The organism is Albimonas sp. (assembly GCF_055129145.1).
In genome coordinates this window covers 1-24,013 of the sequence record NZ_JBSRTQ010000032.1, presented here as the reverse complement: position 1 = coordinate 24,013, position 24,013 = coordinate 1, and the positions used below count along the sequence as shown (strand labels likewise).

At 69.3% G+C, this 24,013-nt stretch carries 23 protein-coding genes; 17 read left to right on the top strand and 6 right to left on the bottom strand.

What is annotated here, in order from left to right:
- Window position 1: 1 nt before the first annotated feature.
- Window positions 2-217: a hypothetical protein gene (locus ACTB72_RS07655; protein WP_463036390.1), complete on the bottom strand. Its 216-nt coding sequence runs from the start codon at window positions 215-217 to the stop codon at window positions 2-4.
- Between the two features lie 330 nt (window positions 218-547).
- Between ACTB72_RS07655 and ACTB72_RS07650 the strand changes: the two genes are divergently transcribed.
- Window positions 548-781, top strand: coding sequence for a DUF2798 domain-containing protein (locus ACTB72_RS07650; RefSeq protein WP_463036389.1), 234 nt, complete (start codon window positions 548-550; stop codon window positions 779-781).
- A 102-nt stretch (window positions 782-883) separates the two neighbouring features.
- On the opposite strand, the gene ACTB72_RS07645 is transcribed toward ACTB72_RS07650, so the two are convergent.
- Complete coding sequence (locus ACTB72_RS07645; protein WP_463036388.1) at window positions 884-4,540, bottom strand: hydantoinase B/oxoprolinase family protein; 3,657 nt, start codon at window positions 4,538-4,540, stop codon at window positions 884-886.
- A 79-nt stretch (window positions 4,541-4,619) separates the two neighbouring features.
- On the opposite strand from ACTB72_RS07645, the gene ACTB72_RS07640 reads away from it, so the two are divergent.
- The 7 genes from ACTB72_RS07640 (at window position 4,620) to ACTB72_RS07610 (ending at window position 9,791) form a co-directional block, all read left to right on the top strand.
- Window positions 4,620-5,108 carry an N-acetyltransferase family protein gene (locus tag ACTB72_RS07640; RefSeq protein ID WP_463036387.1) on the top strand — a complete coding sequence of 163 codons (489 nt, stop codon included), beginning with the start codon at window positions 4,620-4,622 and terminating at the stop codon, window positions 5,106-5,108.
- Window positions 5,109-5,319: 211 nt separating this feature from the next.
- Window positions 5,320-6,030, top strand: coding sequence for a TerB family tellurite resistance protein (locus ACTB72_RS07635; RefSeq protein WP_463036386.1), 711 nt, complete (start codon window positions 5,320-5,322; stop codon window positions 6,028-6,030).
- Between the two features lie 98 nt (window positions 6,031-6,128).
- Window positions 6,129-6,698, top strand: a complete 570-nt coding sequence (locus ACTB72_RS07630; RefSeq protein WP_463036385.1) for a flavin reductase family protein — start codon at window positions 6,129-6,131, stop codon at window positions 6,696-6,698.
- Window positions 6,699-6,864: 166 nt separating this feature from the next.
- On the top strand, window positions 6,865-7,737 hold the full coding sequence (dapA, locus tag ACTB72_RS07625) for a 4-hydroxy-tetrahydrodipicolinate synthase (protein WP_463036384.1): 873 nt from the start codon (window positions 6,865-6,867) through the stop codon (window positions 7,735-7,737).
- Window positions 7,738-7,762: 25 nt separating this feature from the next.
- Window positions 7,763-8,236, top strand: a complete 474-nt coding sequence (gene smpB, locus ACTB72_RS07620) for an SsrA-binding protein SmpB (RefSeq protein WP_463036383.1) — start codon at window positions 7,763-7,765, stop codon at window positions 8,234-8,236.
- 135 nt (window positions 8,237-8,371) lie between these two features.
- Window positions 8,372-9,106 (top strand): GNAT family N-acetyltransferase, encoded by a 735-nt coding sequence (locus ACTB72_RS07615; RefSeq protein ID WP_463036382.1) that lies wholly within the window; start codon window positions 8,372-8,374, stop codon window positions 9,104-9,106.
- Between the two features lie 28 nt (window positions 9,107-9,134).
- Window positions 9,135-9,791 carry a peroxidase-related enzyme gene (locus ACTB72_RS07610; protein ID WP_463036381.1) on the top strand — a complete coding sequence of 219 codons (657 nt, stop codon included), beginning with the start codon at window positions 9,135-9,137 and terminating at the stop codon, window positions 9,789-9,791.
- Between the two features lie 64 nt (window positions 9,792-9,855).
- Here ACTB72_RS07610 and ACTB72_RS07605 read toward each other — a convergent pair whose 3' ends face one another.
- From ACTB72_RS07605 to ACTB72_RS07595, 3 genes are read right to left on the bottom strand one after another with little or no spacing between them, the layout of a single operon-like run.
- Window positions 9,856-11,205, bottom strand: coding sequence for an MATE family efflux transporter (locus ACTB72_RS07605; RefSeq protein WP_463036380.1), 1,350 nt, complete (start codon window positions 11,203-11,205; stop codon window positions 9,856-9,858).
- A 5-nt stretch (window positions 11,206-11,210) separates the two neighbouring features.
- Complete coding sequence (locus ACTB72_RS07600) at window positions 11,211-11,720, bottom strand: PaaI family thioesterase (protein ID WP_463036379.1); 510 nt, start codon at window positions 11,718-11,720, stop codon at window positions 11,211-11,213.
- Window positions 11,717-12,253 (bottom strand): PaaI family thioesterase, encoded by a 537-nt coding sequence (locus tag ACTB72_RS07595; protein WP_463036378.1) that lies wholly within the window; start codon window positions 12,251-12,253, stop codon window positions 11,717-11,719. Before ACTB72_RS07595 ends, ACTB72_RS07600 begins: the two co-directional genes overlap by 4 nt.
- Before the next feature lie 368 nt (window positions 12,254-12,621).
- Between ACTB72_RS07595 and ACTB72_RS07590 the strand changes: the two genes are divergently transcribed.
- From ACTB72_RS07590 to ACTB72_RS07555, 8 genes are all read left to right on the top strand, one after another.
- Window positions 12,622-12,990, top strand: coding sequence for a MerR family transcriptional regulator (locus ACTB72_RS07590; protein WP_463036399.1), 369 nt, complete (start codon window positions 12,622-12,624; stop codon window positions 12,988-12,990).
- 214 nt (window positions 12,991-13,204) lie between these two features.
- Window positions 13,205-14,983: an acyl-CoA dehydrogenase C-terminal domain-containing protein gene (locus tag ACTB72_RS07585; protein WP_463036377.1), complete on the top strand. Its 1,779-nt coding sequence runs from the start codon at window positions 13,205-13,207 to the stop codon at window positions 14,981-14,983.
- A gap of 126 nt (window positions 14,984-15,109) precedes the next feature.
- Window positions 15,110-16,264, top strand: coding sequence for an acyl-CoA dehydrogenase family protein (locus ACTB72_RS07580; RefSeq protein ID WP_463036376.1), 1,155 nt, complete (start codon window positions 15,110-15,112; stop codon window positions 16,262-16,264).
- A 49-nt stretch (window positions 16,265-16,313) separates the two neighbouring features.
- Window positions 16,314-16,943: a glutathione S-transferase family protein gene (locus ACTB72_RS07575; protein ID WP_463036375.1), complete on the top strand. Its 630-nt coding sequence runs from the start codon at window positions 16,314-16,316 to the stop codon at window positions 16,941-16,943.
- A 1-nt stretch (window position 16,944) separates the two neighbouring features.
- Window positions 16,945-17,259 (top strand): hypothetical protein, encoded by a 315-nt coding sequence (locus ACTB72_RS07570; protein WP_463036374.1) that lies wholly within the window; start codon window positions 16,945-16,947, stop codon window positions 17,257-17,259.
- A 29-nt stretch (window positions 17,260-17,288) separates the two neighbouring features.
- Complete coding sequence (locus tag ACTB72_RS07565; protein WP_463036373.1) at window positions 17,289-18,500, top strand: acetyl-CoA C-acetyltransferase; 1,212 nt, start codon at window positions 17,289-17,291, stop codon at window positions 18,498-18,500.
- Entirely contained in the window at window positions 18,500-18,961 is a 462-nt protein-coding gene (locus tag ACTB72_RS07560) for a cupin domain-containing protein (protein ID WP_463036372.1), read from the top strand. The genes ACTB72_RS07565 and ACTB72_RS07560 overlap by 1 nt, the downstream gene beginning before the upstream one ends.
- Before the next feature lie 20 nt (window positions 18,962-18,981).
- Window positions 18,982-21,195 carry a 3-hydroxyacyl-CoA dehydrogenase NAD-binding domain-containing protein gene (locus ACTB72_RS07555; RefSeq protein ID WP_463036371.1) on the top strand — a complete coding sequence of 738 codons (2,214 nt, stop codon included), beginning with the start codon at window positions 18,982-18,984 and terminating at the stop codon, window positions 21,193-21,195.
- 7 nt (window positions 21,196-21,202) lie between these two features.
- Here the strand turns inward: ACTB72_RS07555 and ACTB72_RS07550 are convergent, their stop codons facing one another.
- The gene (locus ACTB72_RS07550) at window positions 21,203-23,344 is read right to left on the bottom strand and encodes a tetratricopeptide repeat protein (protein ID WP_463036370.1); all 2,142 of its coding nucleotides are present in this window, start codon (window positions 23,342-23,344) and stop codon (window positions 21,203-21,205) included.
- A 220-nt stretch (window positions 23,345-23,564) separates the two neighbouring features.
- On the opposite strand from ACTB72_RS07550, the gene ACTB72_RS07545 reads away from it, so the two are divergent.
- Window positions 23,565-24,013: outer membrane lipoprotein carrier protein LolA (locus ACTB72_RS07545; protein ID WP_463036369.1), on the top strand; the 449-nt coding region annotated here is incomplete at its 3' end.

The window sequence follows — 24,013 nt, the reverse complement described above, 5'->3', positions numbered from 1 at the left end:
GTCAGCCGAGGATGACGCCGACCGCGCAGAGGGCGAGGCCGAGGAAGGCCACGCCGACCGAGGTGAAGTTGACCAGCTGCACGCGGCGAAGGATATGCCGGACCCGTTCGGGGTCCGGCGCTGCGCCACGCAGGGACATCGCCTGGCGGATGCACCAGAAAAGCCCGACGAGCCCCCCCACCGCCATCGCCGCGCCGATCCAGACCAGGGCCGCCATGGTTCGATCTCCCTCGCTTCAGGTCGCGCGGCCTGATGCCCGGTTCCGGGGCCGGAGGCAAGCCGCGCAACGCATCGTCAACCGTGATCCGGCTTGACCGGCGCCCCGGAATCGGCGATCCGGAGATCGTCGAAAAGGAGCAGGTCGGAGGGTGAGCCCGACCGCGCGGCGCGCCCTCGGGCCTTTCCGCGTCTTCGTCCCGTCCCGCGGGCCCGCGACGTCCGTGCAACCGGGACGTGACCGGGGGCGGATGTTCGGGGAAGAGGCGTTTCGACCGCCCGCGACCGAACCCGTTCTCCGCACGTCCCAGACGACGAGGAGACGACCGCCGTGTCGCCCATCTGGAAGTTCCGAATTCTGACCGCCGTTTTCATGTCGGGGTCCATGTCGCTGATGATGTCGGGCATCATCTCGGCCATGCACGTGCCGTCCGAGATCTGGGCCGAAACGTGGATGAGCGAGTGGGTGGTGGCCTGGCCCATCGCCTTCGCGCTGTCGATGGTCGTCGGCGGACCGATGGCCGGGCTCGCCATGCGCCTGGCGGGGATGCCGAAGGCGCATTGATCGGGCGGGGGTGGCGGGCTTGCGCCCGCCCTGCGCGCGCGCGTAGGGCGGGTGCAAACCCGCCTTTTCACCGGCCTCCCTCAGGGCGCCACCCCCCGACCCTCACTCCTCCGGCAGGCAACCGCCGCCGGAGGGGGTGTCGAGCCAGAAGGTGTCGCCGGCCGCCATCTCGGTCTTGTCGGCGGAACGCAGCTCGTCGACCGTGCCGTCGACCCGCACGATCCGGGTGCGGCCCAGCGCCCCCGGCCCGCCGCCCGCCAGCCCCGGCGGCGGGATCACACGGTGGCCGGCGAGGATCGTCGCGGTCATCGGCTCGAGGAACCGGATGCGCCGCCTTGTGCCGTCGCCGCCGCGGAATTTCCCCGCCCCGCCGGAATCCTTGCGAATGGAAAACTCCTCGAGCAGCACCGGATAGCGCCATTCCAGCACTTCGGGATCGGTGAGGCGCGAGTTGGTCATGTGGGTGTGCACCCCCGACGTGCCCGGGTGCCCCGAGCCGTCGTTGAGCAGACCCGCCCCCGACCCGCCGCAAACGGTTTCGTAATACTGCCGCTTCGCGTCGCCCCAGGTGACGTTGTTCATCGTCGACTGCGCCGCCGCCTGCACGCCCAGCGCCAGCAGCAGGGCGGAGGTGACGGCCTGGCTGACCTCGACATTCCCCGCGATCACCGCCGCCGGATAGACCGGGGCGATCATCGAGCCCTTCTCCACGATGATCTTCAGGGGCTTCATCACCCCTTCGTTCATCGGGATGTCGTCCTCGACGAGCAGGCGGAAGACGTAGAGCACCGCGGCGCGCATCACCGGCTCGGGCGCGTTGTAGTTGGTGGGGAGCTGACGCGTGGTGCCGGTGAAGTCGATGGTGGCTTCGCGGGCCTCGCGGTCGACCGTCAGCTTCACCCGGATCTCGCGCGGTTCGCCGTCATAGTCCGGGTCCATCGGGTAGACGTATTCCGCGTCCTTCAGGGTGACGATGGCGCGCCGCACGCATTCCTCGGCGTTGTCCTGGACGTGCTGCATGTAGGCGTCGACCGTCTCGCGGCCGAACTGGCGGACCATGCGCTTGAGCTCCTGCGCGCCCTTTTCGCAGGAGGCGACCTGAGCCTTGAGGTCGGCGATGTTCGTATCCGGCGAGCGGCAGGGATAGGCGCCCGAGAGCAGGATCTCGCGGGTCTCCGCCTCCCGGAACACGCCCTGGTCGACCAGTTTCCAGTTGTCGATCAGCACGCCCTCGTCCTCCACCACCCGGCTGTCGGGGGGCATGGAGCCGGGGGTGAGGCCGCCGACATCGGTGTGGTGACCGCGGGAGGCGACGTAGAAGATGATCTCCCCACCGTTCTCGGGCCCGTCCTCGTCCCAGACCGGCGAGACCACGGTGATGTCGGGCAGATGAGTGCCGCCATTGTAGGGGGCGTTCAGCACATAGACGTCGCCCTTCGCCATCGCCGGGTTCTGATCGATGATCGATTTCACCGACGCGCCCATGGAGCCGAGATGCACCGGCATGTGCGGCGCGTTGGCGATCAGGTCGCCCTTGGCGTCGAAGACCGCACAGGAGAAGTCGAGCCGCTCCTTGATCGTCACCGACACGGCGGTGTTTTCCAGCACCGCGCCCATCTGCTCGGCGATCGACATGAAGAGGTTGTTGAACACCTCCAGCAGCACCGGGTCGGCCTTGGCGCCGACGGCCTCGGACTTGGGGCGGGCCTTGATGCGGTGGAGCTTGATGTGGTCGTGCTCGGTGATCTCGGCCTGCCAGCCGTCCTCGATGACGATGGAGGTGTGGGGTTCCACCAGGATCGCGGGGCCGGAGAGACGATCGCCGGGGCGCATCTCCTCCCGCTTCACGTAGCGGGCGTGATGCCATTCGCCTTCGGAGTAGAAATCGGCCTCGAGCGCGGAGGGGAACTCGGTCTCCTCGCGGGTCTCCGTGGGGTGGGTCGGCTCCGACAGGTCGGCGGCGCGGCCGACGGCTTCGTTCGAAATGGCCTCGATGACCAATGGCTTGTCGCCGGGGTCGAAGCCGAAGCGGGCGCGGTGGATTTCGGCGAAGGCGGCGCGCATGTCCGCCTCGCGCCCCAGCGGGACTTCGAGCGCGGTGTCGGTGCCCTCGACCTTCAGGAGAAGGACCGGATGCAGGGTGATGTCGCGGTTGGCGACGCCCTGCGATTCGACCTCCATCGAGACGACCATCGACATGCGGTCGAGATCGGCGGCGGCCTGGAGGCGGGAGGCGGCGTCGAGCCGCGCCTCCACCGCCTGCTGGCGGGACGCGCGGATGTCGGCGAGCCCCATGCCGTAGGCGGAGAGCAGGGAGGCCAGCGGGTGGATCAGCGCGCGGGTCATGCCGAGCAGGTCGGCGATGCGGCAGGCGTGCTGCGCCCCCGCCCCGCCGAACACGGTGAGGCAGTAGCGCGAGATGTCGTGGCCGCGCTGGACGGAGATCTTCTTCACGGCATTCGCCATGTTCTCGCAGGCGATGCGCAGGAAGCCGTCGGCGAGCGCTTCCGGCGTGCGGCCGACCTCCTTGGCCATCGCCTCGAACTTGGCGCGGGTGGCGTCGGCGTCGAGCGGCTGATCGGCGTTCGGTCCGAAGATCGGCGGGAAGAATTCGGGGCGCAGCTTGCCGGTCATCACATTGGCGTCGGTGACCGCCAGCGGCCCGCCCCGGCCGTAGCAGGCGGGGCCCGGATGGGCGCCGGCGGAAGCGGGGCCGACCTGGAGGCGCCCGTCGCGGTATTGCAGCAGCGATCCGCCCCCCGCCGCCACGGTGTGGATGTGCATCATCGGGGCGCGGAGGCGCACGCCGGCGACTTCGGTGTGCAAGACCCGCTCGAACTCGCCGTCATAGTGGCAGACGTCGGTGGAGGTGCCGCCCATATCGAAGCCGATGATCCTGGGCTCGTTCGCGATCTCGGAGGTGCGGACGGCCCCGACCACGCCCCCGGCGGGGCCGGAGAGAATCGCGTCCTTGCCCTGGAAGAGCGTGGCGTCGGTGAGCCCGCCGGACGACATCATGAACATCAGCTTGCCGCCCAGCGCCTCGGCCCCCTCGTCGTCGCCGACCTTGTCGAAGGCGGCCGCGACGCGGTCCACGTAGCGGCGCAGGATCGGCGACAGGTAGGCGTCGACGACCGTCGTATCCCCGCGGCTGACCATCTTCATCAGCGGGGACACTTCGTGGCTGGTCGAGATCTGGCCGAAGCCCGCCTCCCGCGCCAGCTCCGCCGCCCGCTTTTCGTGGGCGGTGTGGCGATAGGCGTGAACGAAGACGATGGCGACCGCATCGATGCCGGACGCCCTGGCGGCGGCGAGGTCCCGCGCCAGCGCTTCCTCGTCCAGCGGGGTCTCGACCGTGCCGTCGGCGAGCAGCCGCTCGTCGGCCTCGATCACCTGCTCGTAAAGCAGTTCGGGCAGCACGATATGCCGGTCGAAAAGCCGGGGGCGGTTCTGGTAGGCGAGCCGCAGCTGGTCGCGCAGGCCCTTGGTGATGACCAGCAGGGTGCGGTCGCCCTTGCGCTCCAGCAACGCATTCGTCGCCACCGTGGTCCCCATCTTCACCGAATTGATCCGGTCGGCGGGGATGGCGGCATCGGGCGCGAGGTCGAGGAAGCGGCGGATGCCGGCCAGCGCCGCATCCTCGTATTGCTCGGGGTTCTCGGACAGCAGCTTCGCGGTATGGATCGCGCCCTCGGGGTCGCGGGCCACCACGTCGGTGAAGGTGCCGCCTCGGTCGATCCAGAAATCCCACCGGCTCATCTGCAAGTCCCCTGTCGCAACCCTGTTGTCCGGACTATCGCTTGGTTTTCGGCGGTGGCAACCGGGGGAAGGTGCGACGATGGAGCTTAGGCCGCTCGGGATCGACGATCTGCAGGGGGTGGCGGCGGTCTGGAACCCGATCATCCGCGACACCAACATCACCTTCACCGACATCGAGAAGACGCCCGAGGCGCTGGCCGAATGGCTTGTCGCGGGCGGTCCCCGGATCGGGGCGTTCGCGCGGGGTTCGGAGGGGGGGCGGATGCTCGGCTTCGCCTCCGCCGCGCCGTTCCGCGGCGGCCCGGGCTATCGCTTCACCTTCGAGCATTCGGTGCATCTGGCGCCGGAGGCGCGCGGCAAGGGCGCGGGGCGGGCGTTGATGGGCGGGCTTTTCGAGGCGCTCAAGCCCCATGGCGCGCATACGCTGATCGGGGCGATCACCGGCGACAACCACGCGTCGCTGGCGTTTCACGCCCGGCTCGGCTTCGCGGAGGTCGGGCGGATGGCGGAAGCCGGATTCAAGTTCGGGCGGTGGCACGAACTGGTGCTGATGGAGAAGCGCCTCTGACCCTCCGCCGACGCAAGGCGGGTTCACACCCGCACTACGCCCGGCGCCACCCGCGGCGCCGGTCCAACCGCCGCGCGGGCGCCCCGCCGCCTCATGCGCCCCGGTCGTCGCGCGGCCCCCTGCGAAAAACGCGATCCCGTGTCCTTTTGCGCATCGACCGGACCGCCCTCATGGGTCGCGAAGCCCGTCGCGCCCCGCTATCATCGCCTCCATGTCGATCTGGACCCGCATAGCCGAGGCGCTTCAGGCGCTGCGCGAGGGCGAAAGCCTCTCGGATGTCTTCGCGCGCCTGAAGACCGCGCCCGAGCAGTCGGTGGGCTTCGCCATCGCGGTCATCGCGCTGGGCGCCAAGATGGCCAAGGCCGACGGCCAGGTCACCCGCAACGAGGTCGCGGCCTTCCGCGACGTGTTCCACATTCCCCCCGAGGCCGAGCGTCAGGCCGCCCGGGTCTTCAACCTCGCCCGGCGCGACGTGGCGGGGTTCGAAGGCTATGCGGGCTCCGTCGCGCGCATGTTCGGGGTCCGGACCGATCCGCTCGCCGACCTGCTGGAGGGGCTCTTTCACATCGCCGCCGCCGATGGCGAGTTCCATCCCGACGAGGAGGCGTTCCTGCGCCGGGTGTGGGAGATCTTCCAGCTGCCCGAGACGGTGTTCCGCGGCCTGCGCGCCCGCTACGCCCCGGACGCCGAGCCCGACCCCTGGGCGGTGCTGGGCGTGACGCCCGAGACGCCGCTGCCCGAGATCCGGAGCGCCTGGCGCCGGCTGGTGCGCGACAGCCATCCCGACCGGATGGTGGCCCGCGGCGTGCCGGAGGAGGCGGTGCGCCTCGCCACCCAGCGCCTGGTCGACATCAACCGCGCCTGGGAGGAGATTTCGGCGATGCGCGGCCCCGACGTCGACGCCAAGGTCGGGGCCGACTGAAGGCCGCGCCGCCCTTGCCTTCCCGCAGCGGGCCTTATCTGTGACCCGACGCCGCCGCCCGCTCCTGCCGCCAGACCGCATCCCGAGGATCCACGCCCATGGCAGACCCAGACGCCCTCTCCTCCGGATCCGCCTCCCGCACCACCGTGCGCCCGCACGAGCGGGCCGGCGACGACCCCGACCGCCTGCGCCGCGCGCTCGGCCGCTTCGCCACCGGGGTCACCGTGATCACCACCCGCGCCCCCGACGGGACCGCGCTGGGCTTCACCGCCAATTCGTTCAACTCGGTGTCGCTCGACCCGCCGCTGATCCTGTGGTCGCTGGCCCGCAAGTCGGAGCGGCTGGGCGCCTATCGCGGCGCGGACGCCTATGCGGTCAACGTGCTGGCGGCGCACCAGGAAGGGCTCGCCCGCCAGTTCACCGGCCCGGCCGAGACGCGCTTCGACGGCGTCGACTGGTTCGAGGGGCTGGGCGGCGCGCCGGTGCTCGCCGGCGCGCTCGCCGTCTTCGAATGCGCGCATGAGGCGGTCTATCCCGCAGGCGACCATGAGCTGTTCATCGGCCGGGTCGAGCGGGTGACCGAGATCGCGGGCGACCCGCTGACCTTCTTCGGCGGCGGCTTCTTCACCCTGCTGGGCGAATACCGGCCCCCGGTCGACAACGGCTGACCTGGCCCCCCCGATTCCTCGCCCAAAAATTCCCCGCCTTGCCGCCCCGCCCCGGCCCGTCTAGTGTCCGCGCCCTGTCGAGGCGGCCCGCGATCCCGCGAGTCGCCTCGGCTCGCATGAATTTCCGCGATGAAATCGCGGTACGAACCACGCAAAGGAGCGCGCCATGTTCAAGGGGTCGATCACAGCCCTGGTGACGCCGTTCAAGGACGGCAAGCTGGACGAGGCCGCGCTGAAAAAACTGGTGGAGTGGCAGATCGCCGAAGGCACCAACGGGCTGGTTCCCGTCGGCACCACCGGCGAGAGCCCGACCCTGACCCATGCCGAGCATCGCCGCGTGATCTCGCTGGTCGTGGAAACCGCCGCCGGCCGCGTGCCGGTGATCGCGGGGGCCGGGTCCAACAACACGGCCGAGGCGGTGGAGCTCTGCCGTCACGCCGAGGACGCGGGCGCCGACGCGGTGCTGATCGTCACCCCCTATTACAACAAGCCCTCCCAGCGCGGGCTGATCGCGTATTTCACCGCGATCCATGACGCGTGCCGGCTGCCGATCCTCATCTACAACATCCCCCCCCGCTCGGTCGTCGACATGACGCCGGAGACGATGGGGATGCTGGCGAGCCTGCCGCGGATCGTCGGCGTGAAGGACGCGACCGGCGACATCACCCGGGTGTCGAAGCAGCGCATCACCTGCGGGCGGGATTTCATCCAGCTGTCGGGCAATGACGACATGGCGCTGGGACACAACGCCCATGGCGGCGTCGGCTGCATTTCGGTCACCGCCAATGTGGCGCCGAAGCTGTGCTCGGAGTTCCAGGCGGCGACGCTGCAGGGCGACTACGGGCACGCGCTCGACATCCAGGACCGGCTGATGCCGCTGCACATGGCGCTGTTCCGGGAGCCGAACCCGACCGGGCCGAAATACGCCATGTCGCTGCTGGGCCTGTGCACCGACGAGGTGCGCAGCCCGATGGTGCCGATCGAAGAGGCGACGAAAGCCGAGATCCGCGGGGCGATGGCGCATGCCGGGCTGATCTGAGCCCGCAAGCGCCTATATAACCGCCATGGCACCCAAGTCCGATCCCAATTCGAAAGTGATCGCGGAAAACCGCCGCGCCCGTTTCGACTACGCCATCGAGAGCGATCTCGAGGCCGGAATCGTGCTCTATGGCTCCGAGGTGAAGGCGCTGCGCACCGCGCAGGCCAACATCGCGGAAAGCTACGCCTCGGTGGAGGGGGGCGAATTGTGGCTGATCAACAGCTACATCGCCCCCTACAACCGCGCCGACAAGTTCGGGCATGAGGAGCGTCGGCGGCGCAAGCTGCTGGTGTCCAAGCGCGAATTGTCGAGGCTGTGGAACGAGACCCGGCGCGGCGGCATGACCATCGTGCCGCTGCGCATGTATTTCAACGAACGCGGCATGGCCAAGCTGAAGATCGGCGTGGCCAAGGGCAAGAACACGGTCGACAAGCGCGAAGGCCAGAAGCAGCGCGACTGGCAGCGCGACAAGGCGCGGCTGCTCAAGCAGCACGGCTGACGGGACGGCCAAGGAACGACTGGCGGGCTCGGGCGCCCCGGCGCCTCCCTTTCCTCCCGCGCGTCCCCCGGGACCGCCGCAGGCGGACCGGGGCGCCGGCCGGGTCGGACCGGGCCGGAGGGGGAGGAGACACCCATGAGCATACCTGACGAGGCCCGGCTTCTCGCCGCGCTCGAAGCCACCTGGCCTCCCGCCTCGGTCGACGAGACCGCCGCCCCCGGCTGGCGCCTGCGCGATGGCGCCGGCGCCGGCAAGCGGGTGGATTCGGCCCGCTCCCTCGGCTCGGCCGACATCGAAGCCGCCGCCGCCGCGATGCGCGCCGCCGGACGCCGGCCGCTGGTCCAGGTCTCCTCCGGCCAGGCCGCGCTCGACTCCGCGCTGGAGGCGGCGGGCTGGGAGGTCGTGGATCCAACCCTGCTGATGGTCGCCCCCGCCGCCGCGATCGCCGAGCTCCCCGCCCCCAAGGGGGTCAAATCCGTCGCCGTGCGCACCCGCCTCGTCCTGCTGGACGAGGTGTGGGAGGCCGGCGGCATCGGCCCCGCCCGACGCGCGCTGATGGCGCGTTGCGCGCAGCCCAAGGCCACGCTGATGACCCGCACAGACGACATGGTCGGCGGCGTCGCCTTCGTCGCCGCCGATGGCGATGTGGCGATGGTGCACGCGGTCGAGGTCCGGCCCGAAGCGCGCCGCCGCGGGGTCGGGCGCGCCTCGCTCGCCGCCGCCGCCCGGTTCGCGCTGGATCACGGCGCGGCGTGGCTGGCGCTCGCCGTCACCGAGGCCAACGCCGGCGCCCGCGCGCTTTACGACGGCGCGGGCATGGAAACCGTCGGCCGCTACCACTACCGTCAGGCGCAGGATCCGGGCCGCTGAACTGCGCGGCCCCCATGGGAGGAACGTCATGAGCGACAAGAAGAAATCCACGGGCAAGAAGAAGGCCAAGGCCGCGCCCGAGACCGCCCGGCCCGAGATCGCGGCCCCCGAGATCGCGGCAAAGGATCTGCCGACCGCGCTGGACCTGCCCCCCGTCGACCCCCTGCCCGAAGACATCGCCAAGTATTTCAGGGTCTGCGAGGAAAAACTGGGGATGGTCCCCAACGTGCTCGCCTCCTACGCCTTCGCGCCGGAAAAGCTGCGGGCGTTCTCGACGCTCTACAACGACCTGATGCTGGCGGATTCAGGGCTCAGCAAGCTCGAGCGGGAGATGATCGCGGTCGCGGTATCTTCGGTGAACCGCTGCTTCTACTGCCTCACCGCCCATGGCGCCGCGGTGCGCGCGCTCTCGGGCGACCCCAAGCTCGGCGAAATGCTGGTGATGAACTACCGGGCCGCGGATCTCGACCGCCGGCAGCGCGCGATGCTGGATTTCGCGGTGAAGATGACCGAGGCCAGCCACAGGATCGAGGAGCACGACCGCGCCCTGCTGCGCACCGTCGGATTCTCGGAGCGCGACATCTGGGACATCGCCGCGGTGGCGGGGTTTTACAACATGACCAACCGCATGTCCTCGGCCATCGATATGCGGCCGAACGACGAATATCACGGCCAGAACCGCTGATCCGGGACGCGGGCGGAGGCCTCAGGCCGCCGCCCGCACCAGCGAAGGCCCGCGGGTGCGGACTTCAGGCCGCCGCCCGCACCAGCGAAGGGTAGCGCAGGCCCAGCGTGATCCCCCGCAGCACGAAGAACGCGATCAGCGCGGCCCAAAGCCCGTGCAGCCCGAACACAGGCGTCAGCGCCGCCCAGGCCGCCAGATAAAGCGCCAGCGACCACAGCATGGCGTTGCGCATGTCGCGCGTCCGCGTGGCGCCGATGAACACCCCGTCCAGCATGAAGGCCGGCAGGCCGACCACCGGGGCGAGCGCCACCCAGGGCAGGAAGCGCCGCGCCTCCTCGCGCACCTCGGGCGCGGTGGCCATCAGGTCGATGATCGCCCCCCCGAACAGCGCGAAGCCCCCGCCCAGCGCCGCCACGCAGACCAGTCCCCAGGCCGAGGTCAGCCGCGCCGCGCGCTTCAGCAGGTCCGGGCGCCGCGCGCCGAAAAACTGTCCGACCAGCGCCTCCGCCGCGAAGGCGAACCCGTCGAGCGCATAGGCGGAGATCGCCAGGAACTGCATCAGCACCTGATTGGCCGCGAGCGACACGTCCCCCCAGTCGGCGGAGCGGAACAGGAAGAAGCCGAAGCCGAACTGCAGCAGGCAGGACCGGACCAGGATGTCGCCGTTCACCTTCGCCATGTTCAGCAGACGCGCCCGATCGAAGATCCGCGCCGGATCCCGCCATTTCGGCCCGGCGAAGGCGTCGCGGCACATCCAGAGACCCAAGGCGGCGCCCCCGACCTCGGAGATCAGGGTGGCGGCGGCCACGCCCTCCACCCCCCAGCCGAGGCCGAGGACGAAGAGCAGATCGAGCCCGATGTTCAGCCCGTTCATGGCCAGCTGCAGGATCAGGACGCCCCGCGTCCGCTCCATCGCGATCAGCCAGCCGGTCAGCGCATAGACCGAGATCGCGAAGGGCCCGCCCCAGATGCGGATGGCGAGGTAGGAACGGGCCAGATCCTCGACCTCCGCCGACGCGGGCGACAGCTGGAAAGCGAGCCAGAACAGCGGGATCTGCAGCAGGATGAAGACGAGGCCGGCGGCCGCCCCGATCATCACGCCACGCACCAGCAAGGCCGCGCATTCGGCCGCGTCCTCGCGCCCCCGGGCCTGGGCGACGAGGCCCGACGTGCCCATGCGCAGGAAGCCCAGCGTCCAGTAGATGAAGCTGAGGATCACCGCCCCCATGCCCACCGCCCCGATCGGCGCGGCGGCGCCGAGCTGGCCGATGACCCCGGTGTCCACCGCGCCCAGCAGGGGCGTGGTGGCGTTGGACAGCATGATCGGCAGCGCGATGGCCAGCACCCGGCGATGGGTCAGCGCCGCCGGCGTGGCGCGCGGGGGTGCGCCTGGCGGGGCGGCGGCGTCGCTCATGCGCGTCAGCCCTCGGGCGGCATCAGGAAATGACCGACGGCCGACAGGAACGGGCGGGCGCGTTCCTCCTGCCAGGCCTCGACCGCGACGGAGGCGTAGCGGCGCCCGGCCCGCCGGATCTCGGCGCGGGCATAGGCGTCGCGCGGACCGGCGGAGCGGAGATAGTCGAGCGTGAAGTCGATGGTTTTCGGCAGGGCCGGGAATTCGCCGCGGTCGATGGCGGCGGCGGGCGCGCCCCCCTGCTCCATCCGGCTCCAGACCAGGGTCCAGGCGAGGCCGATCTGGGCGGTGATCTCGAGGAACGCCCCCGTCGCGCCGCCGTGCAGGGCCGGCAGGTTGGGATTGCCGATCAGCTTTTCGTCGAAGGCGAGGCGAGCGGTGAGCTCGTCGCCCAGCCGGTCGAAATGGATGCCGAGCACGCCGGCGAAGGGCACGGTGGCGACCAGAGCCTTCAGCGCGGCGTCGCGCCGGGCCTCGACCACATGGGCGGCTTCGCGGGGGGGACGCAGGCTCATGGCTTGCTCCCCCCGGCGGGACCGGGCGCGGCAGGGCGTTCCAGCACGAAGGCGCCGGCGGCGGTGGCGATGGGGTCGTCGATGTCGCCGTCATGGGCGACCGCGCGCACGAAGGCGATATGACGGGTGGTCTTGTAGCATTCGGCCCGCGCCACGATGGCCGCGCCGGGCTTGGCGGGGCGCATGTAGTCGATGCGCAGGTCGAGCGTCGAGGTTCCCGCAGCCCCGGTCGGATGGCTCATCACCGCCGCCCCCGAACAGCCGTCGAGCAGCGCGGTGACCACGCCGCCATGCATCACGCCCGAATGCGCATCGCCGACGAAGCGGGCGTCGAACGGGGCCCGCATCTCCGCCACCCCGGCGTAGAGCGATTCGAGCGTCATGCCGAGCTCGCTGTTCCACCGGACCCGCTCCATGAACCTGCGGCCGATCTCCGCGACCTGAGCCGGGCTGGGCGGCGTGTCGCGCGCCTCGGACCGGGGGTCGGGGTTCGGCTGGGGCGCCGCAGCGCCCGGTGGATCGGATTTCGTCATGATCGGCCTTTCGCTTGGCGCCGCTTGGTCCCAACCGCGCCACATCGCCGGTCTAACTAGGGCGACGGGCCTCGTCCACCTCGTGGCGCGCCCATGTTCGGCAGGAGGCTCTTCAGTGCGCGCACGTTCGGTCAGGACGACGCAGGTCATGGCCTGCGCGACTTGTCGCAGCGGTATGCTGCGTCTGCGAGACGCAGCGCGCAGCATGCTGCATTAATACTAGCCGGTCTTGTAAATCGCGCCCCAACGTCTTACGTCCACGTCAACTGACGAGGCCGGAGGACGCCCACCGACATCGGCGCGACGGACTCATCACGGAGAGACAAGTGAACGATACCGACAAAGAGACCTACACCACGATCAGCGAAATGTGCGCCGAGTACGACGTCACGCCCCGGACGCTGCGGTTCTACGAATACAAGGAGCTCCTGCAGCCCCGTCGCGAAGGCCAGAAGCGGCTGTTCACCAAGCGCGACAAAGCTCGGTTGAAACTGATCCTGCGCGGCAAGCGTTTCGGATTTTCGCTCGACGAGATCCGCGAACTTCTCGACCTCTACTATGTGGGCGACCAGCAGGCGACTCAGCTGGCGCGCACCTACGAACGCGCGGTGCTGCGCATGCAGGGGATGCGCGAGCAGCGCGCCGAGCTGGACGTCGCCATCGACGACCTGCAGCGCAACCTGGACCTGGTGGCCCAGATGCTCGAGCAGCGCGGCGTGAAAGCCGCGGCGGAGTGATCCCGGACCGGCGCGCGCCGGTCCGCAGCGAACGCCGGGGAGAACCCCGGCGCGACGTCTTGCCCGGGGGGGGGCCCGGGCGAGGTTGAAGGCCGGGGGTCGGACCCCGGTTCGCGATGCCGGCGACGCCAGAACCGCGTCGCCGGCCCGACCTTCCCCGGCCGTGCGGGCGCGGTTCGCCCCCGGTCTCGCAGCCAATCCGAGGGAGATCCGCATGCCTGTCTACACCCCCCCGCTCCGCGACATGGACTTCATCCTGCATGACGCCCTCAAGGTGTCGGCGCAGGAGATCGAGGGCTATGCCGAGCTCGACCGCGACTTCACCGCCGCGATCCTGGACGAGGCGGGCAAGATCGCCCGCGATGTGCTCGCGCCCCTGAACCTGACCGGCGACCGGCAGGGCTGCGTGCTGGAGAACGGCGTGGTCCGGACCCCCGACGGGTTCAAGGCGGCCTTCGACACGCTGCGCGCGGGCGGCTGGACCGGGCTCGACTGCGATCCCCAATATGGCGGGCAGGGGATGCCCTATGTGATCGCCACGGCGGTCGGCGAGATGCATTCGGCCGCCAACATGGCGCTGATGATGTATCCCGGCCTGACCCATGGGGCCTATTCGGCGATCCACGCCCATGGCTCGGACGCGCAGAAGGCGCTCTATCTGCCCAGGATGGTGTCCGGCGAGTGGACCGGCACCATGAACCTGACCGAGCCGCATTGCGGCACCGACCTCGGCCTGCTGCGCACCAAGGCGGAGCCGCAGGAAGACGGGTCCTACAAGATCACCGGCCAGAAGATCTTCATCTCGGCCGGCGAGCATGACATGGCCGACAACATCATCCACCTCGTGCTGGCGAAGATCCCCGGCGGGCCGGAGGGGGTGAAGGGCATTTCGCTGTTCATCGTGCCGAAGGTCATGGTGGGCGAGGATGGCGCGCTCGGCGCCCGCAACGCGGTGGCGGTCGGCAAGCTCGAAGACAAGATGGGCATCCACGGCAACGCCACCTGCGTGATGAACTACGACGGGGCGACCGGCTTCCTGGTCGGCGAGGCGCACAAGGGCCTGCGCGCGATGTTCACCATGATGAACGAAGCCCGCATCGGCGTCGGCATGCAGGGGCTGTCCCAGGCCGCCGCGGCCTATGACAACGCGGTGGCCTATGCCCGCGACCGGCTGCAAGGCCGGGCCGTCACCGGGGCCGCAGCCCCCGACAAGCCCGCCGACCCGCTGATCGTCCACCCCGACATCCGCCGCATGCTGCTCGACCAGAAGGCGTTCGTCGAAGGCGCCCGCTTCTTCGCGCTGTGGGGGGCGACGATGATCGACCGCTCGCACCGCATGGACGACGCGCAGGCGGAGGGGCTGATCTCGCTGCTCACCCCGGTCATCAAGGGTTTTTTGACGGACAAGGGCTACCAGGCCGCGACCCAGGCCCAGCAGGTGTTCGGCGGGCATGGCTATATCGAGGAATGGGGCATGTCGCAGTTCGTTCGCGACGCCCGCATCGCCATGATCTACGAGGGCGCCAACGGCGTCCAGGCGCTCGACCTCGTGGGCCGCAAGCTCGCGGCGGACGGCGGCAAGCCGGCGATGGCCTTCTTCGAGCTGATCAAGGGCTTCATCAAGACCCATGAGGGCGACGAAGCGCTGAAAACCGATTTCCTCAACCCGCTGAAGGCGGCGTCGAAGGACCTTCAGGGCGCGGCGATGTATTTCATGCAGAACGGCATGAAGAATCCCAATGCGGCGCTGGCGGGGTCGACCGACTTCCTGCACCTCTTCGGCCATGTCTGCCTCGGCTTCTCCTGGGCGCAGATGGCGGTCGCGGCCAATGCGGCGCTGGCGGCGGGGACCACGGACGAGGCCTTCTACCGCAACAAGATCCGCACCGGGCGCTACTACATGGCCCGGCTGCTGCCCGAGACCGCGCTGAACCTCGCCCGCATCCGGTCCGGCCCCGAGCCGGTGATGGACATGCCCGCCGAGGCGTTCTGAGGCCGCGGGCCGCCGGACCGGGAGGGTCCGGCGGCCCGTTTCGCATGGCGCGCCCGCCGGCGCCCATGCCAAATGCCAACGGACCGTCAGAGTCCGACACGATCGACGCACCCAAGGGAGAGCCCGATGACCGCCCCGATTCTCGCCTCGGCCTGGATGACCGACGAGCACCAGATGCTCGAGGACATGACCGCCAGGTTCATCACCGACGCATGGACCCCGAACTTCGCCAAGTGGCGGGCCAACGGCATCATGGACCGAGAGGCCTGGACGCAGGCCGGCGACAACGGGTTGCTGCTCGCCTCGATCCCCGAGGAATTCGGCGGCGCCGGCGGCGATTTCGGGCATGAGGCGATCATCCACATGGTCGCAGCCCGGCTCAACATCGCCTCCTGGGGCATCGGCGTGCACTCGGCCATCGTCGCGCACTACCTCCTCGCCTACGGGTCGGAGGAGCAGAAGGCGAAGTGGCTGCCCAAGATGGCGTCCGGGGAGATGGTCGCCGCCATCGGCATGACCGAGCCGGGGACGGGATCCGACCTTCAGCGCATCCGGACGCGGGCCGACAAGACCGGCAACGGCTACAAGATCAACGGCCAGAAGACCTTCATCACCAACGGCCAGACCGCCGACCTGATCCTGCTGGCCTGCAAGACCGACCCCAGCCTCGGCGCCAAGGGCGTGAGCCTGATCGTGGTGGAGACCGAGGGGGCGGAGGGGTTCCGCCGCGGCCGCAACCTCGAAAAGGTGGGCATGCACGCCGCCGACACCTCCGAATTGTTCTTCGACGACGTGCAGGTCCCGCCCGAGAACCTGCTGGGCGGGGTCGAGGGCCGCGGCTTTTACCAGATGATGGAGCAGCTGCCCCAGGAACGGCTCAGCATCGGCGCCACCGCCATGGGCGCGATCGAGGGCGCCGTGGCGCTGGCGACCGCCTATGCGAAGGAGCGCGAGGCCTTCGGACGACCGATCATCCAGAACCAGGCGCTCGCCCACAAGCTGGCCGAGTGCAAGACCGAGATGGTCGTCGCCCGCGCCTTCTTCGACAGCTGCTGCGTGGCGCATCTGCAGGGCAAGCTGACGGTCGAGGCTGCGGCGATGCAGAAATACTGGCTGACCGACCTGCAGGGCAAGGTGATCGACAGCTGCCAGCAGGTCTTCGGCGGCTACGGCTACATGATGGAATATCCCATCGCCGAGATGTGGGTCGACGCCCGCGTGCAGCGGATCTACGGCGGCACCAACGAAATCATGAAGGAGCTGATCTCGCGCAGTCTTTGAAAAGGCCCGAGACGACCGCCCTTTGATTTCACACACGGGAGAACCCCTGATGTCCGCCTACAAACTCACCTGCTTCGGCCAGTCCGGCAACGCCTACAAGCCCGCGCTCTACTTCGCGCTGGGCGGGATCGACTGGGAACCGGTCTGGATCAATTTCTTCAAGGGCGCCCACAAGGAGGCCGAGTTCACCACCAAGAACGACATGGCCCAGGTGCCGGTGCTGGAGCATGGCGACGTGACCATCGCCCAGTCCGCCGTGATCCTCGACTATCTGGTCGAGCAGGAAGGCCAGTTCGGCTGGGACAACGCGGCCGAGCGGCGCGAAGTCATGCGCTGGGTGATGTGGGACAATTACTCCTTCACCTCGATGTTCGCCCCCTTCCGCTTCTTCGCCAACTTCGTGCCGGAGGACAAACGCGACCCCGGCGCGATGAAATTCATGGAGATGCGGATGGCGAACGCGCTCAAAACCCTCGACGCCCGCCTCAAGGGCCGCGACTGGGTGGCGCTGGACCGGCCGACCATCGCCGATATCTCCATCGCGGGGTATTGCTATTACGGCGACGAAGTTCCTTTCGATTTCAACGACTACCCCAACATCCTCGCCTGGAAGGCGCGGCTCGCCGCCCTGCCCGGCTTCGTGATGCCCTATGAGCTGATGCCGATGGAAGGGAAGTAAAATGAGCAATTATTTTCGAGAGAAAGTCCAAGTCACCGTCGAAATAATGGCGGATTCCGAACTACCGCTACGCGAGCGCCTCCTTAATGCTTACTTATCGCAGTTATCCCGGATTGCACCGCCACCGCCGGGCATGGGCAGCACAAATGGATTTTCTAACGAGGCGATCACTTCGCTAAATGAAATATCTGAGAAATTTCGCAAAGAAGACGGCCCAGATGGCTCAGCCAGAGCTTCCATCGCAGCCATGTCTGACAGCGAGGTAAAGGAAACCATTCAAGAGATTTGCGGACTAATTTTTCTAATCGGCCGCTAGACGACCTAACGCTGAAAGGACACCGACCCATGACCGACGCCTATATCTTCGACGCCGTCCGCACCCCGCGCGGCAAGGGGCGGCCCGACGGGTCGCTGCACGAAGTGACCTCGGTGCGCCTCTCGGCCGAGGTGCTCAACGAGCTGAAACGCCGGAACGATCTGGACACATCGCTGGTCGAGGACGTGATCTGGGGCAATGTCACCCAGGTGGGGGAGCAGGGGGCCTGCCTCGCCCGGTCCGCGGTGCTTTACGCGGGCTGGGACGAGCGGGTGCCGGGCCTTTCCATCAACCGCTTCTGCGCGAGCGGAATGGAGGCCGTGAACCTCGCCGCCAACCAGGTGAAGGGCGGCGGCGGCGATCTCTATGTGGCGGGGGGCGTCGAGATGATGTCCCGCGTCCCCATGGGCTCGGACGGCGCCGCCATCGCCGCCGATCCGACGCTGGCGATGAACGCCTATTTCGTGCCGCAGGGCGTGGGTGCCGACATCATCGCCACCAGATACGGCTTTTCGCGCGACGCGGTCGACGCTTACGCCATGGAGAGCCAGCGCCGCGCCGCCGCCGCCATCGCCGAGGGGCGGTTCGCCAAATCGGTGATGACGGTGCGCGACCAGAACGGGCTCGCGATCCTCGACCATGACGAGTTCCCGCGGCCCGGCACCGACATGCAGGCGCTGGGCGCGCTGCGCCCGGCCTTCCAGATGATCGGCGAGGCGATGCCGGGCTTCGACGCGGTGGCCAAGCTGAAATATCCGGAGCTTGAGCGGGTGAACCACGTCCACCATGCCGGCAATTCGTCGGGCATCGTCGACGGGGCGACGGCGGTGCTGATCGGGTCGAAGGAGGCCGGCGAGGCGATGGGGCTGAAGCCGCGCGCACGGATCCGGACCTCGGTCAAGGTCGGCTCCGACCCGACGATCATGCTGACCGGCCCGGTCCCGGCCACCGAAAAGGCGCTGAAGCTGTCGGGCATGTCGATCTCCGACATCGACCTCTTCGAGGTGAACGAGGCGTTCTCGGCCGTGGTGCTGCGCTTCATGCAGGCCTTCGACGTCGACCATTCCAAGGTCAACGTGAACGGCGGCGCCATCGCGCTCGGTCACCCGCTGGGGGCGACGGGTGCCATGATCATCGGCACCATGCTCGATGAGCTCGAGCGCACCGGCAAGGGCACCGCGATGGCGACCCTCTGCGTCGCGTCCGGCATGGGGGCCGCCACGATCATCGAGCGTCTCTGATGCCCAGGATCGACGTCGAAGCGATCCCCGAGCGCATCGGCTCCGACTATCCCGGCCCGCTCGCCGAGGCGGTGGGAACCCGCCGCCAGCGCGCGCTGGGCGACGCCGGCGGGCTGACCCAGTTCGGCGTCCAGCATGTGACGCTGCCGCCCGGCGCCCTGTCCTCGCTGCGCCACTGGCATGAGGAGCAGGACGAATTCCTGGTGATGCTCGCGGGCGAAGCGGTGCTGGTCGAAGACGACGCGGAAACCGTCCTGCGGCCCGGCGACTGCGCCGCCTGGGCCAGAAACACGCCTGTCGGCCACCACCTGATCAACCGCGCCGAGACCCCGGCCGTGTTCATCGCGGTGGGGACGCGGACCCCGTTCGAGACCTGCTGGTATTCCGATCATGACCTGGTCGTGCGCGACGGCCCCGACGGAACCGGGACCTTCACGCGCCGCGACGGCAGCCCCCTCTGATCCCCCAAAGGGAGAATGACATGACCTCGATTTTCCGCTCCGAGACCGATGCCGACGGCGTGGCGGTCCTGACCTGGGACCTGCCCGACCGCTCGATGAACGTGATGACGCTGGAGGGGCTGGTCGCGCTCGACACCGCGATCGACGCCCTGCTGGCGGATGACGCGGTGAAGGGCATCGTGCTGACCTCCGCCAAGGCCGATTTCGCGGGGGGAATGGACCTGAACATCCTAGCCGGGATGAAGGCGGGGGCGGGGGACGACCCGGCCCGCGGGCTCTTCGACGGCGTGATGCAGATGCACGCCCTGCTCCGGAAAATCGAGCTGGCGGGGATGGACCGCAAGACGAAGAAGGGCGGCAAGCCGATCGCCTGGGCCTCGCCCGGCACGGCGGCGGGGATCGGGCTGGAGCTGGGGCTCGCCTGCCATCGCCGGTTCGCGGCGGCGAACCCCAGGGCCAAGATCGGGTTGCCCGAGATCATGGTCGGCATCTTCCCGGGCGCGGGCGGCACCACCCGCGTCGCCCGCATGCTGGGCGTGATGGGGGCGGCCCCGTTCCTGGTCGAGGGCAAGATGGTCGCCCCGGACAAGGCCAAGGCCGCCGGTCTGATCGACGAGGTCGTGGCCCCCGAGGACCTGATCCCGGCCGCCAAGGCCTGGGTGCTGGGCGCGAAGGACGCGGACATCGTGAAGCCCTGGGACGCCAAGGGCTACAAGATGCCCGGCGGGACCCCCTATTCCGCCCAGGGGTTCGAGACCTTCGTCGGCGCCGCAGCGATGATCCACGGCAAGACCCAGGGCGCCTATCCGGCCCACAAGGCGCTGCTGGCGGCGGTCTACGAGGGCGCGATGGTCGACTTCGACACCGCGCTCCGGATCGAGGCGCGCTGGTTCACCAAGGTGCTGATGAACCCGTCCTCGGGCGCGATGATCCGCTCGCTCTTCCTCAACAAGGAGGCGCTGGAGAAGGGCGCGGTGCGGCCCGAAGGCGTGTCCGACCAGCGGGTGAGCAAGATCGGCATCCTCGGCGGCGGCGGCTTCATGGGGGCCGGCATCGGCTATGTCTCGGCCCAGGCCGGCATCGAGGTGGTGCTGCTGGACCGGGACGAGGCGTCGGCCGCCAAGGGCGTCGGCTTCATCACCGGCCTGCTCGACGACGGCCTGAAGAAGAAGCGGGTGACCGAGGCGAAGAAGGTCGAGGTTCTGGGCCGGGTGACCGCCACCGCCGACTACGCGGGGCTCGCCGGCTGCGACCTGGTGATCGAGGCGGTGTTCGAGGATCCGGGCGTGAAGGCGACGGTGACCCAGGCCGCGCAAGCGGCGCTCGGGCCGGACGCGGTGTTCGCGTCGAACACCTCCACCCTGCCGATCACCGAACTGGCGAAGAATTACAGGGACCCGAGCCGCTACATCGGCATCCACTTCTTCTCGCCCGTCCACAAGATGATGCTGGTCGAGATCATCAAGGGCCGCGAAACCGGCCCCGAGGCCGTCGCCAAGGCGCTCGACTTCGTCCGCCAGATCCGCAAGACCCCGATCGTCGTCAACGACGCCCGCTTCTTCTACGCCAACCGCTGCATCATCCCCTATATCAACGAAGGCGCCCGCATGGTGACCGAGGGCGTGGCGCCTGCGCTGATCGAGAACGCGGCCACCCAGATGGGCATGCCGCTCGGCCCGCTTCAGCTGATGGACGAGGTGGCGCTGGACCTCGGCCAGAAGATCGCGAAGGCCACCAAGGCCGCGATGGGCGACGCCTATCCCGAGAACCCGGCCGACGATCTGGTCGACTGGCTGGTCGGTCAGGGCCGTCTGGGGCGCAAGTCGAAATCCGGCCTCTACGCCTATGACGACAAGGGCAAGCGCCTCGGGCTCTGGCCCGGCCTCTCCGAAAAGTGCCCGGTGGCCGAGGCCCAACCCGACGTGACCGAGGTGAAGCACCGCCTGATGATGGCCCAGACGCTGGAGGCCGTCCGTGCGTTGGAGGAGGGCGTGCTGGAGGATATCCGCGAGGGCGACGTCGGCGCGATCCTCGGCTGGGGCTACGCGCCGTGGTCGGGCGGCCCGTTCTCCTGGCTCGATATTCTGGGCGCGGGGCGTGCGGCGGAGATTTCCGACGGGCTCGCCGCGAAATTCGGCCCCCGCTTCGCGACGCCCGCCCTGCTGACCGAGATGGCCGCGAAGGGCGAGACCTTCTACGGCCGCTTCGGCCCCGAGGCCAAAGCCGCCGCCTGACCCCGCCTCAGCCGCGGCCCATGTAGTGGGCCGCGGCCGCCCGGCGCGCGTCCGGGTCGAGCCCATAGCGCGCGCAAAGCGCCTCCGCCGCCGCCCCCTCCGGCGGGTCGAGCGCGAAGAGACAGCCCGCGAGCCACCCGGCCGTGCTGCGCCGATCCGGATGCGCTGGGTTGTCCGGAAACGCCGCCTCGAAAATCCCCAGCGCCGCCTCCAGATCCCCCCGCGCCGCCGCCGGATGGCCGCCCTTGAGTCGCAACGCGCCGAGCGTGCGGAGAAACGTAGCAAAGCGCGGATCTTTCCTCGGCAGATCGGCCTCCCGCCAGACCGCCACAGCCTCCCCGGCCCGCGCCAGCGCGTCGTCTCGCCGTCCCATCTTGTCGTAGAGCCCCGCGAGGTTGTTGAGGTCCCTCGCCTCCTCCGCCCGCCGCCCGGCGGCGCGATCGAGCCTCAGGGCCTCCAGATACTTGCCCTCCGCCTCTTCGAACCGCGCCGCCGCTGCAGCCGTCTCGCCCGACGATAGGTCGCGCACGCCGAGGGCTTGGAGCACGAGCGCATAATTGCTGAGGTCGATCGGTAGGTCCACCGCCGCCGCCGCGCCCAGCGCCTGTGTAATCCGCAGCGCCTCCCGCAACGCCTGCTCCGCCGCGTCCAGCTCGCCGAGGTCCTTCAACCTCAACCCAAGCGACGTCTGCCCGGCGCCGACCGCCCGATGATCCGGCCCAAGCCGCGCGACCTTGATCGCCAGTCCGGCCTGCGCATAGACGCGCGCCGCCTCATGCTGCGCCTGCTCGCCGAGATAGCCCGACGCCTGATTGTAGAGATAGTCCATCGCCGCCGTGCGCGGCGGACCCGGCGCCTCCAGCCGGTGCAGCGTCGCGACATGCGACGCCAGCCGCGCGCAGTCCGGCCAGTTTTCGATGTAAGCAGGGTTCCGCGACCCTCCCGGAAACGCCGCCGCCACCACCGCAGCCGCGGCTTTCGCATTGGAGGAGACCTCATCCCTCGGCGTCGCCAGCCGCGCCCGCACCACGGCGGCGGTCAGGCGATGCAGCGAATAGCGCGCCGCCCCCTCCGTCCCCTCAGGCGCCAGCAGCGACCGCCGCGCCAACGACGCCAACGCCCGCTCCACCCGCGACCGATCCGCCGCGAGATCGCGAAGCGGTTCGGTCAGGTCCTCAAGGAATTCCGGCGGTCGCTCCGACGTCGCCACGTCCGTCAGCAACCGCGCCTCCAGCCCGTCCGGCGCCAGATAGGCGAAGACATTGAGGATCGCGATTTCGTCCAGCGGCAGTCCGCGCAGCGACAGCGTCACGGATTTGAAAATGCTGTCGGGATAGTCCCCCGCCTGCGATGCGGTCTGGATGACCTTGCCCATGTCGGCGAGGTAGTCCGCGCAGCTTTTCGTCCGATCCTCGCGCAGCAGCGCCCCCGCCTGCACCAGTCCCAGCGGCAGGAAATCCAATGCCTCGGCCAGCCTGCCCGCATTCGGGTCCGGGTCGGTCCGTTGCGCTTCCGCCGTCAGCACCGTCACCGCCGCCCCGGGCGTCAACCGGTCCAGCCGATGCGCCCGGAAGCCCGGCCGGTTCCAGTCGTCGATCCGCGTGGTGATCAGGCAATGGGTGCGCCGGCCGTCCGGGATCCACGGCGTGATGAAGTCGCGCGACGGCACGTTGTCGTAGATGATCAGCCACGACTTGTCCGACGCTTTGAGGACCCGCAGCGCGGCTTCGGCCCGCGCCCGCGCGCCGCCTTCCGCCTCCGTCCCGACGATGGCGCCCAGATGGTGAAGAAGCTGGGTCTCGGTTTCCGCCGGGATGAAATGGATCTGGTCGAACTCGCCCTTGAACCGCTGCGCGCACAGTTTGGCGAGGGTCGTTTTCCCGAGCCCCCCGGTCCCGGTGACGGCGACCGCGCTTGCGCTGGGAAGGATCACGCCGGTCTCGTGGTTCATCAGCGATGCGCGGATCGCCTCGACCGCCTCGTCACGGCCGTAGACCTCACGGGCCGGGGCCGCGCGCACCGGGGCCGGCGGCCGCTTGATCAGCCCCAGCGCCCGACCCACGCTGCGCCATTTGAACGCGAAGACAACCGCCAGACAGAACGCGCCGACGCTCGCCATCTTGTCGAGAACATCGAGATTCCAATCCATGGGCCGCGCCCCTCCCCCGCAATTCATAAACCTTAATCCGGCGCCGCCCCGCTAAAACCAAACTCTTTCGCGTGGCATACCTGCGGCGCACGCGGATCACACCCGCGCGACGGGGCGCGATGGGGCGGGCGGGGCCGCGGAATCGCCCAGATCGGCGCCTATCTGAGCCCCGTGCCGGGCGCCCTTGGGGTCCGCTTGCGAATGGACTACAAAGGACGCCATGACCCGACGCTCCCTTCTCGCCGCCGCCGCGCTGGCGCTCGCCGTCCTCGCGCCCGCCCTCGCCCCGGCCCCCGCCGCGGCGCAGGATGGACGCGACCTGGCCCGCATCTCCGCCTATCTCAACGCGCTCGACACCGCCGAGGGCGGTTTCGTGCAGATCGCCCCGGATGGCGAGACCTCAGACGGGCGGTTCTATATCGACCGCCCCGGGCGCATCCGCTTCGAATACACGCCCCCCAACCCCTCGCTGGTGGTCTCCGACGGGACGTGGGTGGTGGTCTACGACATGCGCGACTGCGGCAAGCAGACGGCGCCGCTGTCCTCGACCCCGCTCAACCTGTTCCTGAAGGACAAGGTGGACCTGCGCGAAGAGGGCGCGGTGCGCAATGTCGAGCGTCAGGCCGGGCAGATGCGGGTCACCGCGGTCAACCCGTCCGACCCCAATGG